Origin of the sequence: Gottfriedia acidiceleris (genome assembly GCF_002128425.1) — a bacterium.
GTDB classification, from domain to species: Bacteria; Bacillota; Bacilli; order Bacillales; family Bacillaceae_G; genus Gottfriedia; species Gottfriedia acidiceleris.
The window spans coordinates 54988-73821 of record NZ_NESS01000014.1 but is presented as its reverse complement, the minus strand read 5'-3'; the positions used below and the strand labels follow the sequence as shown (position 1 = coordinate 73821).

14 protein-coding genes and 1 other annotated feature are annotated in these 18834 nt (G+C 32.2%); of the genes, 1 reads left to right on the top strand and 13 read right to left on the bottom strand.

Annotated features, from left to right (window positions below; translation table 11 throughout):
• Positions 1 to 11: 11 nt before the first annotated feature.
• The 5 genes from B6K90_RS19420 to B6K90_RS19400 all read right to left on the bottom strand — a co-directional run bounded on the left by B6K90_RS19420 (position 12) and on the right by B6K90_RS19400 (position 7813).
• Complete coding sequence (locus tag B6K90_RS19420) at positions 12 to 572, bottom strand: Maf family protein (RefSeq protein ID WP_088014415.1); 561 nt, start codon at positions 570 to 572, stop codon at positions 12 to 14.
• Between the two features lie 316 nt (positions 573 to 888).
• Positions 889 to 1854, bottom strand: a complete 966-nt coding sequence (locus B6K90_RS19415) for a hypothetical protein (RefSeq protein WP_088014414.1) — start codon at positions 1852 to 1854, stop codon at positions 889 to 891.
• Positions 1855 to 2029: 175 nt separating this feature from the next.
• Positions 2030 to 3745: a sensor domain-containing diguanylate cyclase gene (locus B6K90_RS19410; protein WP_088014413.1), complete on the bottom strand. Its 1716-nt coding sequence runs from the start codon at positions 3743 to 3745 to the stop codon at positions 2030 to 2032.
• A gap of 24 nt (positions 3746 to 3769) precedes the next feature.
• Positions 3770 to 5071, bottom strand: coding sequence for a bifunctional folylpolyglutamate synthase/dihydrofolate synthase (locus tag B6K90_RS19405; RefSeq protein WP_167555436.1), 1302 nt, complete (start codon positions 5069 to 5071; stop codon positions 3770 to 3772).
• 99 nt (positions 5072 to 5170) lie between these two features.
• Positions 5171 to 7813, bottom strand: a complete 2643-nt coding sequence (locus B6K90_RS19400) for a valine--tRNA ligase (protein WP_088014411.1) — start codon at positions 7811 to 7813, stop codon at positions 5171 to 5173.
• A gap of 55 nt (positions 7814 to 7868) precedes the next feature.
• Positions 7869 to 8104: a binding site (T-box leader), on the bottom strand.
• 227 nt (positions 8105 to 8331) lie between these two features.
• Between B6K90_RS19400 and B6K90_RS19395 the strand changes: the two genes are divergently transcribed.
• Positions 8332 to 9096: a sporulation protein gene (locus B6K90_RS19395; RefSeq protein WP_088014410.1), complete on the top strand. Its 765-nt coding sequence runs from the start codon at positions 8332 to 8334 to the stop codon at positions 9094 to 9096.
• Positions 9097 to 9192: 96 nt separating this feature from the next.
• Here the strand turns inward: B6K90_RS19395 and ysxE are convergent, their stop codons facing one another.
• The 8 genes from ysxE to hemA form a co-directional block, all read right to left on the bottom strand.
• Positions 9193 to 10224 carry a spore coat protein YsxE gene (ysxE, locus tag B6K90_RS19390; protein ID WP_167555435.1) on the bottom strand — a complete coding sequence of 344 codons (1032 nt, stop codon included), beginning with the start codon at positions 10222 to 10224 and terminating at the stop codon, positions 9193 to 9195.
• An 86-nt stretch (positions 10225 to 10310) separates the two neighbouring features.
• Positions 10311 to 12200 carry a LysM peptidoglycan-binding domain-containing protein gene (locus B6K90_RS19385; RefSeq protein WP_088014408.1) on the bottom strand — a complete coding sequence of 630 codons (1890 nt, stop codon included), beginning with the start codon at positions 12198 to 12200 and terminating at the stop codon, positions 10311 to 10313.
• 321 nt (positions 12201 to 12521) lie between these two features.
• On the bottom strand, positions 12522 to 13808 hold the full coding sequence (gene hemL / locus B6K90_RS19380; RefSeq protein ID WP_088014407.1) for a glutamate-1-semialdehyde 2,1-aminomutase: 1287 nt from the start codon (positions 13806 to 13808) through the stop codon (positions 12522 to 12524).
• A 6-nt stretch (positions 13809 to 13814) separates the two neighbouring features.
• Positions 13815 to 14801 (bottom strand): porphobilinogen synthase, encoded by a 987-nt coding sequence (gene hemB, locus B6K90_RS19375; protein WP_088014406.1) that lies wholly within the window; start codon positions 14799 to 14801, stop codon positions 13815 to 13817.
• Positions 14802 to 14822: 21 nt separating this feature from the next.
• Complete coding sequence (locus B6K90_RS19370; protein WP_088014405.1) at positions 14823 to 15596, bottom strand: uroporphyrinogen-III synthase; 774 nt, start codon at positions 15594 to 15596, stop codon at positions 14823 to 14825.
• Entirely contained in the window at positions 15589 to 16521 is a 933-nt protein-coding gene (hemC, locus tag B6K90_RS19365) for a hydroxymethylbilane synthase (RefSeq protein WP_088014404.1), read from the bottom strand. Before hemC ends, B6K90_RS19370 begins: the two co-directional genes overlap by 8 nt.
• Before the next feature lie 12 nt (positions 16522 to 16533).
• Positions 16534 to 17367, bottom strand: a complete 834-nt coding sequence (gene ccsA / locus B6K90_RS19360) for a cytochrome c biogenesis protein CcsA (protein WP_088014403.1) — start codon at positions 17365 to 17367, stop codon at positions 16534 to 16536.
• Between the two features lie 10 nt (positions 17368 to 17377).
• Complete coding sequence (gene hemA / locus B6K90_RS19355) at positions 17378 to 18730, bottom strand: glutamyl-tRNA reductase (protein ID WP_088014402.1); 1353 nt, start codon at positions 18728 to 18730, stop codon at positions 17378 to 17380.
• Between the last annotated feature and the right edge of the window lie 104 nt (positions 18731 to 18834).

Sequence of the window (18834 nt, the reverse complement as noted above, 5' to 3'; positions counted from 1 at the left end):
CAAATCAAAAGTTAAAAATTTAGTTCACTTAGTTTTTTCTTAACTTTATTGATCGGAAGTCCAACAACAGAGTAATAGTCGCCGTCTATTTTCTCTACAAATGTACCACCATATCCTTGTATGCCGTAAGAACCAGCTTTATCCATCGGCTCATTAGTATTGATATAATCAATTATTTCTTGATCACTTAGTTCACTAAAGGTAATTTTTGTACACTGATAAAAGCTACTATTTTTACCTTCATTAATAATTGATACACCAGTATAAACCTCATGTGTTTTTCCAGATAGCATTTTTAACATTGCAAATGCATCTTCTTTTGAGGTAGGCTTACCTAGTTTTTTATCATTATAAGTAACGATCGTATCAGCACCGATTACTACTGCATTTGGAAATTTATTGGACACATCTATTGCTTTTTCTTCCGCCAATTTCAACACAATCTCTGAAGAATGCAAATTCTGCTCCATTACTTCTTCAACATCACTAGTTTCAATGATAAAAGGGATATTTAACATGCTAAGAAGTTCTTTTCTTCGAGGAGATGCAGAGGCTAATATAAGTTTTTTCATTTCATTCACCTATTATTTATTTTTAAAAGGAAGGATACAAGACTATCCTACCCAGATAATCACTATAACACAAATTAGTAAAAAACACTTTCCGTTGTCTATTCGTTACTAAAATGTAATAAAAATGAAAGTTTTGTTAAGTATTAAAATACCCTAATAATAAAATTTCATTTTCAAATATTTTATGTCAAAATCCAGTGTTTTCGAAATAAAATTAACTTTAAATTTGAATAGTTTTAAATTACACCTAGAAATTTTTAATGATGAATATTAATTTCTTTCATATAATTTGTAATAAAAAATACACTAACAAAATTTAATTTGTTAGTGTATTTTTTTGTTCTTTTAATATTTTGAATAAGGATAACAAATCATATTGGACTGATTTGGTTACTTTATTTAGATTTTGTTTACTACTTGAGGACATAATTTTTTCGATATTTTGTAAATGCTTAAGTCCACTTAGTAATTGCTTATTTTTAATATAATCTTTTTGTTTACTTAAAATTAACATCGTTGAGCTTATTTGTTCAAGCTGTTTCTCATTGTTAAAGTTTTTATCCGTTAAGTATGATAACATAAAATTAAAAGTTTCAACTTCAGCTTTATACATATCGACTGATTGTTTTGGACCTTTGTAAACTTGCCCACCAATTGTTTCTTCTTTTAAATAAGTACTTTTTAATTTATTTTTAACTTCATCTGCTAAAAACGTGCTATCTTTTCCACTTAATGCAATAACGACAAAAAAATTATCATTTTTTTCATAAATGACAGGGGTTAAACCATTTGTAGATACTTCTTTTACATTTTTCTTCGCTGATTCCATACTTTTATACATTCCAACTTGTGCCAAATCAAACTTAACTGCTGGAATCTTCATTTGTTCTTGAGTCGTTGCTGTACCAGAAACTGATTCACTATTTTTAGTTGGGTTAAGTGCATCTGGCTTTGATTGTTTAAAGATCCCTAAGAACACAAACCCAAAACATAGTCCTATTAAACTTGCACCTATAATAGAAATAATAATACTTTTCGAAGGTGACTTCTTTGTGAAGAAAGAAATCTTCTTCTTCTGCTTCACCTTCTGCTCTGGCTTAATCTTCTTCTTCTTTTTAACATCATCTAAAACGATTACTTTTTTTCCTAACCCATCAGGAGTTGGTAAAACCCAACCAAATTCCCCGTCCTTCTCTACCTGATCTTGAGATGTCACAGCACCTTCTTCAAACGCTTTTTCCTCGCCATTAATTTTAATTGATATCTTTGAGGACTTGTCCATATGAATCCTCCTACTACTTTATTTTAAAACGTAAAAAAATACTAACATATAATTCCAGAAAAACACGCCGACATTTGTCGAGGACAAACAGGTATCGTGCAACAAAAATTTACAAAAACTTGCCCATTTTTTATGTACACAAATAAATAACCACCGTATAATTCCCGGTGGTTATTTATTTTCTATACATAGCAACTTTATTTCTACCAGCATTTTTTGCTTTTGAATACATAGCTCTGTCTGCACATCGAATTAAGTCTGACGGTTCTCTGGCCACAAATGGTGCAACTGCTGCCCCTATACTTGCAGTTACTGTTAATTTAATCTTTTGATCTTTGTTTGTCATATGGTTTGTTATATAAAATGGAATGATTTCAAGCGATTTCCTAATTTCTTCTGCCAAATCATATGTTTCTCTTTCACTATGATTTACAAGTAGAACTGAAAATTCTTCTCCACCAAAACGAGCTACTAAACCACTTTGACCTACTACCATTTTAATCCGTCTAGCAACTTCAAATAATACTTCATTACCTGCTTGATGACCGTATTGGTCATTCACTCTTTTAAAATAATCTAAATCAATTAGAATTAATGAAATTGTCTTTACTTTGAATGTTTTCAAACGTTCAAACTCGTCTTTAATTTTTGATTCGAGATATTCAAAATTAAATACACCAGTTAAAGCATCAGTTTCACTTCTGATTTTTGTTTGTAAGTAGAACCTTGCATTTTCAATAGCAATTGCAAGATATAATGCCAGTATTTCGATCATTACTACTTGGTATTTTTTATAAGCATTTTTTTGTTCTGATGCAATTGTAAGTACACCAACTATTTCTTGATTTTTAATAATCGGGATTGATAATAAACTTTCTGCTTCTAAAAATTTCAAATGATCATTTGTGTACCATTGTGAACGTCTGTTAAAACTATATCTTCTTTTCTCAAAAAATACTTTTTCAGATATTGAACCTTCAAGAGTATCAAAGTATGGGCAACTAAATATTTTTTCATCACATTTATTTTGAAAATATCTTTGCAATTTAAGCGATTGATCTTCAACTATAAATAAAATTCCATATGAAACAGGAATTAATGTAGTTAATTGTTTAAAAAACTCATCGATTACTTTCTCCTCTTCCATTCTTTGGGACAATTTTTGACTTATTTGCATCGTTGTTTTTAAATATTTGTTCATATTTAAGGCAGAGGATAAAGAATTTAAAATGATCATTAAAATAATATAGTAAATCGATAAGTAAATTAACGTAATATATCCTTTTGTCTCCAACATTAAATAAAGACTTATTCCGATTGGATACATTAGTAGATAAATAAACAAATCCCACTTAAATTCTCTATTAATCAAGTTCATTTCTCTTCTATACAAGTAAATTGTAATAAAATAAATAACGATTTGATTAATCCAAAAAGAAGTAAGTGTGTAAATAAGGATTGGAAATAGGTTACTCAATATTTCTTTAGTCCCAGTAGGTTCAATCTTTCCCCCAACTAAATAATAAAATAGCGCACTACTAACAGAGCATAGTGCAAACATCATCGAATTAAGCGGCATTCGGTAGAGAGTTTTTTTTGTAATACTCAATCTTAAATACAGAATTGAATAGGCTAATTGACTTATTAAAAGTTCTGTAAATAAACCATACGATAAAAAGACTAATATTGAGATTCCGAAAATAAAAGAAAATGTAGCATCATTAATATGTATCGGCATATTCGCAACAATTAAAAATAAGGCGATTATAATCAAAAAATTTGAACGGTCTAAATGTTTAAGAGGGCTAACCATATTAGCATAATAAAATATGATAGGCATTAGAACAATCCATGCGATCCAAATCACCTTATTACTATGCTTATTAATCAAAATTATGGGCCCTCCTTTACAATTTTAAGCGAATTTTTTTAGCAAATATCTTCTTACTACTGAGATAAAATATAAAGAACCGGTTATTAATACTATCTCGTTTTCCTGGCTATCCTTTATATTCTTGTCTATTGCAATCGATAAATCACTTTCATATTTTATATTGAGTATATTAGCATTAGAAATTAACTCATCTTTATTCATCGCTCTTGGAAAATCAAAAGTTGTCATTACAATATTATTTGTTATTTCTCGTAATTCTTTTAGCATCTCCTGGACATTTTTATCTTTTAAGGCAGAAAACAAAATCTTTATTTTCTTATCATGAAAATGGCTTTTCATCGTTTCCACTAAACTTTTTATTCCCTCAACATTATGTGCCCCATCAATATAAATGATCGGATTAGAAGCTATTCTTTCTAATCTGCCTGCTTTTTTAGCTATATTTAATCCTCTTTTGATATTAACTTCACTAAATTTCATTCCGTATTTATTTTGTAATAATTGAACAACACAAATCGCGCAGGAAGCATTTCTAATTTGATGTTTTCCTAGCATTGATAACTCAATGTTTTCAATTAGCGTGTTAATTCCTTGATAATTAAATTTTTCAAACAGACTAACTTTCAAAGGTGAAGCAAAAAAATGTTTGCCATATTCAAAATAATCAGCTTCATTTTCTATGGCAACATTTCGAATAATTGTTAAAGCTTTATCTTTCAATTCTGCTGAAACAATTGGAATTCCCTTTTTAATAATTCCTGCCTTATGCATAGTGATTTCTTCTATTGTTTCACCAAGAATTTGTTGATGATCATGGCCAATACTTGTAATAACGCTAATTAAAGGAGTCATCACATTTGTACAATCCTCTAACCCACCTAACCCAGCTTCAACTAAAAAAATGTCGTGTTCTTTTAGCTTACCGAAAAAGTAAAAAGCCATTGTTGTAATGATTTCAAATTCAGTTGGAGCACCACATGGCAACTTTCCTACTTCTTCAACGATTGGAATCATACAGTTTACAAGTTGAATAAATTCTTTTTCACTAATCATTTCACCGCAGAACATGATTTGTTCACGATAATCTAATATATATGGTGATGTAAAAGTTCCTACAGTATACCCTGCATCTAATAAAATACTTTGAAGGAAAGTAATCGTAGAACCTTTCCCATTTGTACCTGCAACATGAATTGCTTTGACACTTAGCTGCGGGTTTCCTAGTCTTTCAAGCATCTCTTCCATTCTTTGTAATCCAGGTACAATGCCAAATTTTGTTCTGTTATACATCCATTTCAATGCTTCCTCATATGTATTAACCATCTTTAACCCTACCTTCATAGTAAAAAACGACGAATTATTAACCAATTCGTCGTTTTCTAACTTTTATTACAGTCAATTAAATCGACTGCTTAAACTAACTTATTTACTTAGTTCTGCAATTCGAGCTCTTACAGATTCTTGTTTTTCAAGATAATCTTTTTCTTTACGACGCTCTTCTTCAATTACTGCTGCAGGAGCTTTAGCTACAAATCCTTGGTTACTTAATTTCTTTTGAACTCGTTCAACTTCACTAGTCCATTTTTCTAATTCTTTTTCTAAACGTTTTTTCTCTTCTTCAAGATTAATTAAACCTTCTAGAGGAAGATAAAGCTCTGCGCCACTAATTACTGCTGACATCGATTTTTCTGGTGCAGTTAAGTTAGTAGAAATTGTTAATTCTTCTGGATTACAGAAGCGCTCAATATAAGAACGGTTTTCTTCTAATGCAGCTGCAATAGTTTCATCCTTTGCAGAAATCATTAGCTGAATTTTTTTGCTCATTGGCGTGTTTACTTCTGCACGAATATTACGAACTGAACGAATTAGCTCAACTAATATTTTCATCGTTTCAGAAGCTTCTTTATTTGTTAATTCCTCTCTAACTGTTGGCCAAGCAGAAACTGTAATAGACTCCCCTTGGTGAGGTAGAGATTGCCAAATTTCTTCAGTAACGAAAGGCATAAATGGATGTAAAAGTTTCATCGTACTTTCTAAAACATGTGCTAGAACTGAACGAGTCATATTTTTTGCACCTTCATTGTCACCGTATAAAGGAATCTTGGCCATTTCAATATACCAGTCACAAACATCATCCCAAATGAAGTTATAAAGTACACGGCCAACTTCACCAAATTCATAGCGATCAATTAAAGATGTTACACTTTCAATTGTTTCATTTAAGCGAGTTAAAATCCATTCATCAGCAACAGATTTTTCTTTCGTTAAATCGATATTTTCATATGTGAAGCCTTCCATATTCATTAAAGCAAAACGAGAAGCATTCCAAATTTTGTTTACAAAGTTCCAAGTTGCTTCAACTTTTTCAATACTGAATCGTAAATCTTGACCTGGTGAACTTCCTGTTGTTAAGAAATAACGTAATGAATCTGCTCCATACTTCTCAATAACATCCATAGGGTCAACACCGTTACCAAGTGATTTACTCATTTTACGTCCTTGTTCGTCACGTACTAAGCCATGAATTAAAACATCGTTAAATGGACGTTTCCCAGTAAATTCAATTCCTTGGAAAATCATTCGTGATACCCAGAAGAAAATAATATCATAACCAGTTACTAATACGTTTGTTGGGAAATAAGCTTGAAAATCCTTACTTTCTTCATTTGGCCAACCTAAAGTTGAGAATGGCCATAATGCTGAACTGAACCAAGTATCTAAAACGTCGTTATCTTGATTCCAATTTTCAATATCCGCTGGTGGCTCTTGATTTACATAAATCTCACCAGTTTCTTTATGGTACCAAGCCGGAATACGATGTCCCCACCATAATTGGCGTGAAATACACCAGTCACGGATATTTTCCATCCAACGTAGATAAGTTTTTTCAAAACGATCTGGTACAAATTTTACGCTATCATCAGAATTTTGTAATGCTACTGCAGCATCTGCTAATGGTTGCATTTTAACAAACCATTGAGTTGATAAATATGGCTCAACTACTGCACCGCTACGTTCACTATGACCTACAGAATGCATATGTTCTTCGATTTCAACAAGAACACCCATCTCTTGTAAATCTTTAACGATTTGTTTACGGCATTCAAAGCGATCCATACCATTGTATTTTCCTGCTTTTTCATTCATCGTACCATCTTCATTCATTACAAGAATGCGAGGTAAGTCATGACGGTTACCAACTTCAAAATCATTAGGGTCATGAGCAGGAGTAATTTTTACAACCCCAGTACCAAATTCCATATCAACATAATCATCAGCAATGATTGGTATTTCACGATTAACGATTGGAAGTGTAACTGTTTTACCAACCATTGATTTATATCTTTCATCCTCTGGGTGAACCGCAATTGCAGTATCTCCAAGCATTGTTTCAGGACGAGTAGTTGCAATTTGAATTTTTCCAGTCCCGTCTGTTAATGGATATTGCATATGGTAGAATGCACCTTGCACATCCTTATAAATAACTTCGATATCTGATAAAGCTGTTTTTGTTGCTGGATCCCAGTTGATGATATATTCACCACGATAAATTAATCCTTTGTTATATAACTTAACAAATACTTCTTTTACTGCATCAGATAAACCTTCATCTAAAGTGAAGCGTTCACGGCTATAATCTAAACCTAAACCAATTTTTTCCCATTGAGAACGAATGTGTGAAGCATATTCTTCTTTCCACTCCCAAGCTTTTTCTAGGAATTTTTCACGTCCTAAATCATATCTTGATACGCCTTCTTCACGTAATTTCGCTTCAACCTTTGCTTGTGTTGCAATACCAGCGTGATCCATACCAGGTAAGTACAATACGTCATAACCTTGCATTCGTTTAGTACGAGTTAAGATATCTTGTAATGTTGTATCCCAAGCGTGACCTAAGTGTAATTTTCCAGTTACGTTTGGTGGAGGAATTACGATTGTATATTTCGGCTTTTCTGATTCAACTTGTGCTTCAAAGAATTTCCCATCTAACCAAAATTGGTAACGATCTTTTTCAACTAAATTCGGATCATACTTTGTTGGTAATGATTTTTGTGTAGTTTCCATTCGGATTCATCTCCTCTAATAATTATATAAAAATAAAAAAACTCCACTCATCCTTGAAAAGGACGAATGGAGTTGAATTCGCGGTACCACCTTTTTTTGTCAGAAAAAACTCGTGTTTAACTGACACACTTAAAAAAGATAACGGATCATCCGGTAACTTCTAATCACAGAATGCTTTCGAAGTCACTGCTCAAGGGCGACATTCCAACTCTATTTTCTAGAAACCTCCCACCAAATGGTTTCCTCTCTGAAGAACTAGTTCGTTGTACTCTTCCCTATCATTGCATTTCATTATGAATATATGTAATAGTCTACAAAATTTACTTAAGCTTAGTCAACAGTATTTCTTATTTCTTTCTAGATTATTCAATATGTGTCAATAAAGTACCACATTTTTTAATACATAAAAAAAATACGAAAAATAATTGTAATGATTATTTAACATTCTGGTATACTAGTACTTATTTAATTATGCGATAATTATATAGTATGTAGATATAATTTTTAGGGGGATATTCATGGGTTTATTTAAAAATACATTAGCTCGTGTTCTTGGAATCGGTGGAACGAGAATCGATACAAAGCTTGAAAAAACAGAATATCAAGCAGGTGAACGAGTAAAAGGTGAATTATATATAAAAGGTGGTCGAGTTAAACAAGAATTAGATTCTGTCTTTTTACATGTAATGACTGAATATCAAGTTGAATCAAATGATAAGATTATTAATAAGAATGGTACTTTACAAAAATTTATCGTATCAGTTGATCGTATAATAAATGCAAATGAAGAAGTTGTTATTCCTTTCTTTTTCACCTTATCTGAAAACACACCAGTATCACTTCACAAATCCCATATTTGGATTAAAACTCATTTAGAAATTGAAAAAGCTGTGGACCAATATGATGCTGATGGCGTTCAAGTAGTTCCTTCAATTGGCTTAAAAACGGTAATCCAGGCACTTCAGGAAGAAGGATTTGTATTAAGAGATAGTGAAAACAAAAAGAAATATGGAAAAATTATCCAAGAATTTGAATTTTATCCAATGAATGGCGAATTCCGTGGAAAACTAGAAGAGGTTGAAGTTAACTATTTAAGCTTTGACAAAACAGTCGACTTAATTCTTCAACTTAATCAAAAACAAAAAGAAACTACAGGTAAATTTTCTAAGTTATTTAGTACTGATGAAAATAATGTTAGAATTTCTTTTTCAAAGGATCATATTACGGACAAGGATTTTGTACGTAAAAGTGTAGTAAATGCTATTAAACGTCATGTAAAATAATAAATTTAAAAAACATCTATCCATGTACCCTGCAGCACTGCGGTGATACATTTATTGGATAGATGTTTTATTTTTACTTAATTATGCAGTCTGAATTCATAAACCATCTATCGATTTCGCTGCCTCAATATCCTCTTGTATTTTAGAAACAAAATATTCAATATTAATCATATGCCAATATTCATTTAATAAATCTCTTACATTGTCTTTTTCATTCTTAACCTCGGATCGCTTTAAATATTTTGAAATTTTGGAAGCGAATTGAGTTGGATATGCCATATAGCTTAAAAATAACATTCTTTCCTCTTCTCTTAATGAAAAATTCTTTTCATACATCTTAAGCCAATTATTACGATCAGACTGCTGAATAGGATATGTTTTAAAAGAATTCTTATAATAGTTTGTTAAATCTTGTATTGGTGTAGTTTCTTGTGCATTTTCTAGATTGATAAAGACACCTTCACCTCTTTTATTTACAAGAAAGTGCGAAATAGATAAATTTCCGTGATTCATTACAACTCTCGTATTTTCAGTTTCCTTCATTTTTTTAAACCATTCTTCTAACTGACCCTTTGCAAATTGATGTGCACTTAATATTTTATGAAAATACGTACAATAACTTAGTTCATAAGGTGACATATACCAATTACCTTCTGCAACTTCAATGAAGTTTTCCAATACTTCTTTATCTTTATTCCACCTTTTTGTTAAAGTATCATAATGGATTTGTAATTGATCTTTGTCTACCTTTTTCTCTTTTTGTGTACTGTTGTGCATCTTACCTAATGAAGTAAACATTCGTTGAAAATGTAAATTCTCATCAGACTTTTCATCAACACTTTCGATCCAAGGCATTAAATAGTAATGCTTCGTATTAAATTCAACAATATAATCTCCACTCTGAGTATGATAAATTGGTACAACATTTCGAAAGCCTTTATCTTGTAAAGAACGAACATTTTCAATCAAATTATTTCTATAGACTCGATTCACATTTGCCTCTTTTAGTGCGAATACACCTTGATTCGTATAGATCTTAACTACCTTACCAACAGTTTCAAAATAGTTTGGTACAATATGATACTGTGCTAAAATGACGCTTATTTCATCTTTAGGTTTTCTATACAAGATGCGTCACTCTCACTTTCTAAATGCGTAAAAGCCTTGTATTAGTAGACAAGTGTCTTTACTAATACAAAGCTCTCACCATATTGTTATTGTTTTATCGCAGTTACTGGAATATAAATAATTTGCCCTTCGGATAAAAATTCATCATTCAAGTTATTTACACGATTTAGCTGCTGAGTTTGTAAGTTATATTTTTTAGCTACAGATTCAATTGTATCTCCATTTTGAGCTAAATATAATTTTAATTTAGTATAAGAATCTTCTCTTCCTTCGCCAGTAAACAAACTTGAAAGTAAATTGTCACTTTTAACACTTCTTTTTTCGCTCACTTCTTCTTTTATTTCTTTGTTTACATCTGATTCAGCTTTTATTTCTACTTTTGGTAATTCTGGTGGTGCTTCTTGCTGCTCTACTTGAGCTTGATAATAATCCGCATAATAAGGTGGTGTTTGACGAACATCATTTGGATTCTCGAAAGAATTTTCTTGATTTGTTTGAGGAAATGGATTTTGATAGAATTGTTGCTGATTTTGATTATATGCAAATGGCGCTTGCTGATATTGTTGGTTCACATACGGTTGATAGTTTTGCTCTAAAGTACGATTATATAGTTCTTCATATTTTTCTATTTCATTTTGTGCATTGCTTTCGTTATTAGCATAATTTTGCAAAGTGCTAAAATCATTATCTAAGAAGCTAGGTCTACTATTTAATGAATTGTTTAAATAACTGTGTACATTAAAATCATTATTCAAGAAACTAGGTCGCTCATTATACGTATGATTTACATTGTTAGATGCCTGTGCATCATTTTCACTTTGACTAGCTTCTGCATCATTATTATTCATCAAGAAGCTCGGGGTTGTATCTACTGCTTGTGGCTCCACTTCCTGTAGTTCCATTGCTTGCGGTTCTACTTCTCGTGGTTCCACTGCTTCTGATTCCACTTCCTGTGGTTTCATTGTCTCTGCTGATATATTAAAACCTCTAAATACTTCTTCATATTCTTCTTGAGTTTCTGATTGTTCTTCTAATTGCTCTTCTGATTGCTCTTCGAATTGCTCTTCTGATTGTTCTTCTAACTGTTCTGACTGTTCTAACTGCTCTGACTGGGCTGTAATTTCAAAATTAGAATATTCTTCTAATTGTTGTTCCTCTTCAAAACGTTGTTCATTGCTTTCATCTAACTCATAATAATGCTCCACTTCATTTTCAACTGCTTCGACTCGATCTTCAACTACTTCTTCAGGCTGAAATACCTCTAAGTAAGTAGGTTGCTGAGGATATGTGTCTTGTTCTTCTTGCTCATCATTCTCTTCAAGCGATTGTATCCAATCACTGCCATATAGATTATCTTGAACACTTTTTTCTTGTTCAGAAGTAGGTTGATGAAAGAACTGGAATTGTTCTTCTTGTTCTCTTTCTTCCTGATACTCATATCCTTCATTCGCTTCATTACTAGAGCGATATTCATTTTCGTACGAGTAGCCATTATATTGTTCATACCCTCTTTGTTCTTGATAAGTTTCCACTGCTCTATTGTGATCATGTAGACCCGAAATACATAAATCAGCAGCAATTTGAATACTACCTTTTTCAGCTAATTGATAATCAAATGTCTCAACAGAAACACATAGATTTTCGAGATCAGTAATTCTAGTTAAAGGTATTGAAATATCTACAGGGAACTGATGATTTAATTCACAACTTCCATCATCAAGAGCGATTACATTTTCAACCATTCTTGAAGGCGCTAATTCTCTTAATGAGTAATAATCACCTTGATTCGCCAAATCAGGCGTATAATTACCTTGTAAGGTTAAGACACCCTTCACTTGAACATATTCTTCAAATTGCTGTATAGTAATGTCTGGATTTAACGAGAGTGACCTTACCTCTTTAACTTCCTGTCCTTTTTGGAACCAGACAGTTTCTTTCAATGAAAAGCGAATATTTGTTTGATTTTCTGAAGACACCTTAATGTCCTCCTCTCATCGTCCAATTTGGTCTATGACATTACATTTTTATGAACGAAACGAAAAATTTATGAAGAAAAGATTGTTATTTTATATTAAGAAAGGTTTTATTATGGCAGAATTAAAGAAAAACAGGGGTTAGGGAATAGGAAAAGAAAAATTAAGAGTAGCATTTGGAAAGAACAGGGCGAACGCGATCAAAAAAAAAGAGAAAAATGTCCAACTATGTAATTGAAATTATTTACGTTCAAGCCAACTTTACCAACTCTATTTGCTATAAAAAAATGGTGCCCTAAAAAAGAGGACACCACCTACCTTAATTTATACTAATTGCGAAAATGCGTATTCAGCAGCTGCAATCGTTTTTTGAATATCTTCGTCAGTATGTGAAGTTGATAGGAATAATCCTTCAAATTGTGATGGTGGTAAGAAGACACCTTGTTCAGCCATTAGTTGATAGTATTTAGCAAACATTTCTAAATTAGAAGTTTTTGCTGTTTCGTAATTTTCAACCTTTTCATTTGTGAAGAAGAATCCAACCATTGAACCTGCACGATTAATACAATGCGGAATATTGTATTTTTCAGCTGCAGCTTTATAACCTGCTTCTAGCAGATCAGCCTTACGGTTAAATTCTACATAATCTTCTTTAGATAACTGACTTAATGTTTCGTAACCAGCTGTCATCGCTAAAGGATTTCCTGAAAGTGTTCCTGCTTGATAAATTGGGCCACTTGGAGCAATTTGATTCATGATTTCAGCTTTACCACCATACGCACCTACTGGCAGACCTCCACCAATAACTTTTCCTAAGCAAGTGATATCAGGTGTGACACCAAAATGACCTTGTGCACAATTATAACCTACACGGAATCCAGTCATAACTTCATCAAATATCAATAAAGTACCATATTGAGTAGTTATTTCTCTTAAGCCTTCTAAGAAACCTTCAACTGGTGGAACAACACCCATATTACCTGCAACCGGCTCAACAATAACCGCTGCTAGCTCATCACCAAATTGTTCAAAAGCAAATCTTATACTTTCTAAATCATTATAAGGAACTGTGATTGTATTAGATGCAACACCTTCTGGTACACCAGGGCTATCTGGTAATCCAAGTGTAGCTACACCAGAACCAGCTTTAATTAATAAGGAATCACCATGTCCATGGTAACATCCTTCAAATTTTAAAATCTTGTTACGACCAGTAAATCCGCGAGCAAGACGTAAAGCACTCATTGTCGCTTCTGTTCCTGAGTTAACCATTCGAACAACTTCAATCGAAGGCACTCTTTCGATAACAAGTTTAGCTAATTCAGTTTCTTTTAATGTTGGTGCTCCAAAGCTAGTTCCTGTTTCTGCAGTTCGCTTTAAGCCTTCAACTACACGCTCATTAGAATGGCCTAAAATTAGTGGTCCCCATGATAATACATAATCGATATACTCATTTCCGTCAATATCATATATTTTAGAGCCTTTTCCATGGCTCATAAAAATCGGTGACATATTAACACTCTTAAATGCACGAACCGGACTATTTACACCACCAGGAAGTACTTGTTTTGCCTCTTCAAACGCTTCAATTGACTTGTTATATGATCTCATTTTTAATTACTTCCCTTCTGATAACCATCTGCAAGCATCTTTAGCATGATAAGTCATAATCATATCTGCACCAGCACGTTTCATGCTAATTAATTTTTCCATTACAACTTTTTCTTCTTCAATCCAACCATTCAAAGCAGCAGCCTTAACCATTGCATATTCGCCACTTACATTATAAGCAACGATTGGTTGGTGATAGTTATTTCGGATATCACGAATGATATCTAAATATGAAAGAGCTGGTTTAATGATTAAGAAATCTGCACCTTCAACCGTATCTGATTCTGCTTCACGGAATGCTTCTAAACGATTTGCAGGGTCCATTTGATATGCCTTACGGTCACCTTGTCCTGGAGCACTTTGAGCTGCCTCACGGAATGGACCATAAAATGCTGAAGCATATTTTACTGCATATGACATAATTGGAATATTATCAAATCCAGCTTCATCCAAAGCATGACGAATTGTTGCAACGAATCCATCCATCATATTTGAAGGAGCAATAATATCTGCGCCAGCCTGTGCTTGACTTACTGCTGTTTTTGCTAATAGTATTAACGATTCATCATTATTAACATACCCATCTTCTAAAACTCCACAATGTCCATGATCTGTATACTCACATAAACATGTATCTGCAATAACAATCATTTCTGGATATTGCTCTTTCGTTTGCGAAATCGCTCGTTGAACGATACCAGTTGCACAGTAAGCCTCTGAACCTACTGCATCTTTTACATCAGGAATACCAAAGAATATGACAGATTTTATGCCTAATGATACAATTTCATCCATTTCTTTTTTTAATTCATCTAATGAAAATTGAAATACACCTGGCATTGAACTAATAGGGTTTTTTACCCCTTGTCCTTCAACAACAAAAAGAGGATAAATAAAATCTTCTTTATGTAAATGTGTCTCTCTAACCATAGAGCGTAATGCAGGTGTGCTTCTTAAACGGCGGTGACGATCAAACGGAATAGAATAAGTCATTTTTTTCTCCTTCTTTTTAAGTCAGACGATACGATTACGATCATCTACTATTTTTTTTATTAAAGCTTCAGTTGTAAATTTACTAGGAACAATAATATTATTCAAACCTTTTTCTCTAGCTTTTTGTGCGGTTACTTCACCGATACAAGCAATTTGAATGTTGTTTAAATCATCCATACTAATTGCATTTCCAATCAACAAACAAAACTGTTCTACACTAAATGGATTCAAAAATGTAATCACATCTAGCTTTTTATTTATTAATAAATTTAACAGTTCATTTTTTATAGCTAGATTTGCAATGGTCTCATAAACAGTTAATGAATTAACTACATGACCATTTTCCCCTAGTATTTTTGGTACGTTATCACTCGCTAAAGAGCCGCGTAAAAATAAAAATTTTGTTCCTTTTTCTACTATGTAACTTAACTCAGAAGCAAATGTTTTACCAGTAAATTGACTTGGAAGAAAAGCTACTTCAAATCCTTCTTCAAATAATCGATTCTTTGTTTTTTCTCCAACAGCACCAATTTTTTTTTGAAGAATTTTTTGTTTAAGATCCTTTGTAATGTTTTGCACAAAATAATTTACTGAATTAACACTTGTGAATAAAATCCATTCTGTATCAAGAACTAATTGTTCCAATTCATTAATCGAAATATCAATTTTAACTATTTTTTGAAGTGGAAGATTAATAGGACATCCACCAAACTGATGAATTAATTGATTGAATTCATCAGCTTGATGCTCTGCCCTTGTCACTAATATTTTTATTCCATTTAAGGAATTATTCATCCGCTGCCTCTTTTACAGAATCAATAATATCCTTTGCTCCACGTTCAATTAATAGATTTGCAGCTTTTTCACCAATTTCTGTAGGATCAGTACCTTTAATAGTTTCTTTTAAGATAATTGATCCATCTGGTTTAGCTACTAATGCAGTTAACGAGATTTCATCTTTGTCATCGATCGTTGCAAATCCAGCAATAGGGACTTGGCAACCACCTTCCATTTTATGAAGAAATACACGTTCAGCTTTTACTGTTCTATATGTTAATTCATCATTTAGTCTATTTAGTAATTCACGGATTTCTGTATCATTTTCACGACATTCGATAGCAAGTGAACCTTGACCTACTGCTGGTACACAGATTGTTTCGTCAATGTATTCATTTATACTTTCCTCAGCCCAACCCATTCTTTTTAAACCAGCTGCTGCAAGAATAATCGCATCGTATTCATTATCCTTTAGCTTTTGAATACGTGTATCGATATTTCCACGAATCCATTTAATTTGTAGGTCTGGACGAACTGCTTTAATTTGAGCACTTCTTCTTAAACTACTTGTACCGACAACTGATCCTTCTTCAAGTCCCATTAATCCTTTACCACTATTTGAAAGAAGTGCATCTCTAGGATCAACACGTTTTGGCGTACATCCAATCATCAAACCTTCAGGTAAAATAGCCGGCATATCCTTCATACTATGTACAGCTAAGTCAATTTCATTCGTTAGCATTGCATGTTCAATTTCTTTAACGAATAAACCTTTTCCCCCAACCTTTGAAAGAGTTACATCAAGTATTACATCACCTTTTGTAACGATTTCCTTTAACTCAAATTCATAATCGGGTGCTACTTCTTTTAGTTTCTCTACAAACCATTTCGTTTGTGTTAATGCTAGTTTACTTCTTCTTGTACCAACTATAATTTTACGCATCGTTATATCTCCTTACGTACTCCATAAATGAAACTTTGAATATAGATTTGAAACAACATAATTTCCGAACAAAACTAAGAAGCAACAGATGTTAAATATGCAAAGAGATTTGCCATAGAAACGGTTGCTTACCTTTAAATACATAAACGTACTATACATAATTAAAACGAAAAATGAGCCTATTACTTTCATATCATACCAAACAAATGTATGTAATCGAATACTAGCCCAAATAACACCTAAAATAAGGGAAGTTAACATAAGTGGAACGCCAAATAAGTTAAATGTAATAAACATTTTTTCCAATTTACCTAAACTACCTAATTTCTTTAAATGTGTAGACCATTTCTTCTTTTTTAATAGAACATATTGAAAAATGTACATAACTGAAAAAATAAAGGACAGGGTAAAAGCACCGTATGCTAAGAAAGCAAGTCCAATATGGATATATAATAACTCCGACTTTAACTGATCGACTAATGTAGCTGTTTTACCCGCCTTCGGAATTAAAATTGATAATGAAAAAACTAAAAATGAAACAACATTTGTAAAGAAAACTAAGTACTCTAGTTTTACTACCCAATTAATAACCATTGATAATGATATTATGATCCAAACATATATATATAGCCCTTCTCTTGAAGTAATAAAGGAATATAAACTGTATTGGCTAATGGTGTAAATCATTAAAACAGAAGAGAACACCCAAACAATTGCTAGCAAATAAAATGCCACTCGACTTGCCATCCTATTTGTATCTATAAAATCTATAAAAGAAAAAACGATACTCCATGCAAACAATAAGATTAATAAATGATAGATAAAACTACTTTCCAAAAGCGCCACTAACTAAACCTCATAAAAAACCTAAGTTTTGTTTTAAAGAAATAATCTCTTTTTCTTGGTTAGTTTGCATGTGTTTTTCATCTTTAGATTCAAGTAAAATTTCATCTAGACTAAATATTTCTTTAAAAAGGGCAATTTGTGCTTCTGAGTGTTTAGAAGTACCCATTTCTTTCGCTTTCATAATTGGATCTCGTAAAAGTTGATTTACGATACTTTTTGTGTGCTTTTGAATAATTTTTAAATCTCTTTCAGATAAATGAGGAAGTTTTCTCTCTAGACTACTCATTGTATCTGCTTGAATATCTAACGCCTTTTCACGTAATGCAGAGATTACTGGAACAACACCTAGCATTGATAACCAAGATTGAAAATTATCAATTTCTTCTGATATAGCCTTCTTAATTTTTACTGCCTCTCGTTCACGTTCTGCTAAATTTTCTGCAACAATTCCTTGAAGATCATCAATATCATATAAGAATGCACTATCAATATGATGAATTGATGGTTCAATATCTCTTGGAACAGCTATATCAACTAGGAATAATGGATTACCTTTTCTTGATTTTTCAATTCTACGAATCATTTTTTCCGTAATTACGTATTCTTTTGATCCAGTTGAACTAATAACGATATCTGCTTCTTTTAAAGAATTTTCTAGTGATTCTAGTCCTTTTCCGATTCCATTAAATTGGTCTGCAAGTCTAACAGCATTTTCAACAGTTCGGTTAATAACCGTAACTTTCCCTACACCTTGAGAATACAAGTTTTGTAAAGCTAAGTTACTCATTTTTCCTGCTCCAACGATTAGTACATTGCATCCTTTTAAATTGCTAAAAATCTTTTTTGATAGCTCTACAGCAGCATAACTTACTGATACGGCATTTTCACCGATTCCAGTTTCTGAGTGAACTTTTTTTGCAAATGTAATTGCTTGTTTAAATAATTGATTAAAAATCGTACCAATTACATTATTCTCTTGAGCAAGTAAATAACTATCTTTTACTTGTCCAAGAATTTGAGTCTCACCAATAACCATTGAATCTAATCCACTAGCTACAGTGAATAAATGGTTGATTGCATCATTTCCTGTTCTAATGATTAAATATGGTGATAATTCCTCATCTTTTAAGTCAAATCGTTGTAATAGAAAACGTTTCATATAATATTGACCTGTATGAACCTGATCGACAACTGCATAAATCTCCGTACGATTACAAGTAGAAACGATAATGTTTTCCAAGATGCTTTTTTCATTTTTTAATGTGTTCATTGCATCCTGTAGTTCATTTGGAGCAAACGCTACCCTTTCTCGCACTTCAACTGGGGCAGTTTTATAATTAATCCCTATTGTAATGATGTGCATGCCCTAAAGCCCCCCTAAAAACTTTGTTCAAGCTTTTGTTTTATATCTATCTTTACTTAGCAAAATATCATATCTATGTTCTACATCAATATGCTATCATAAAT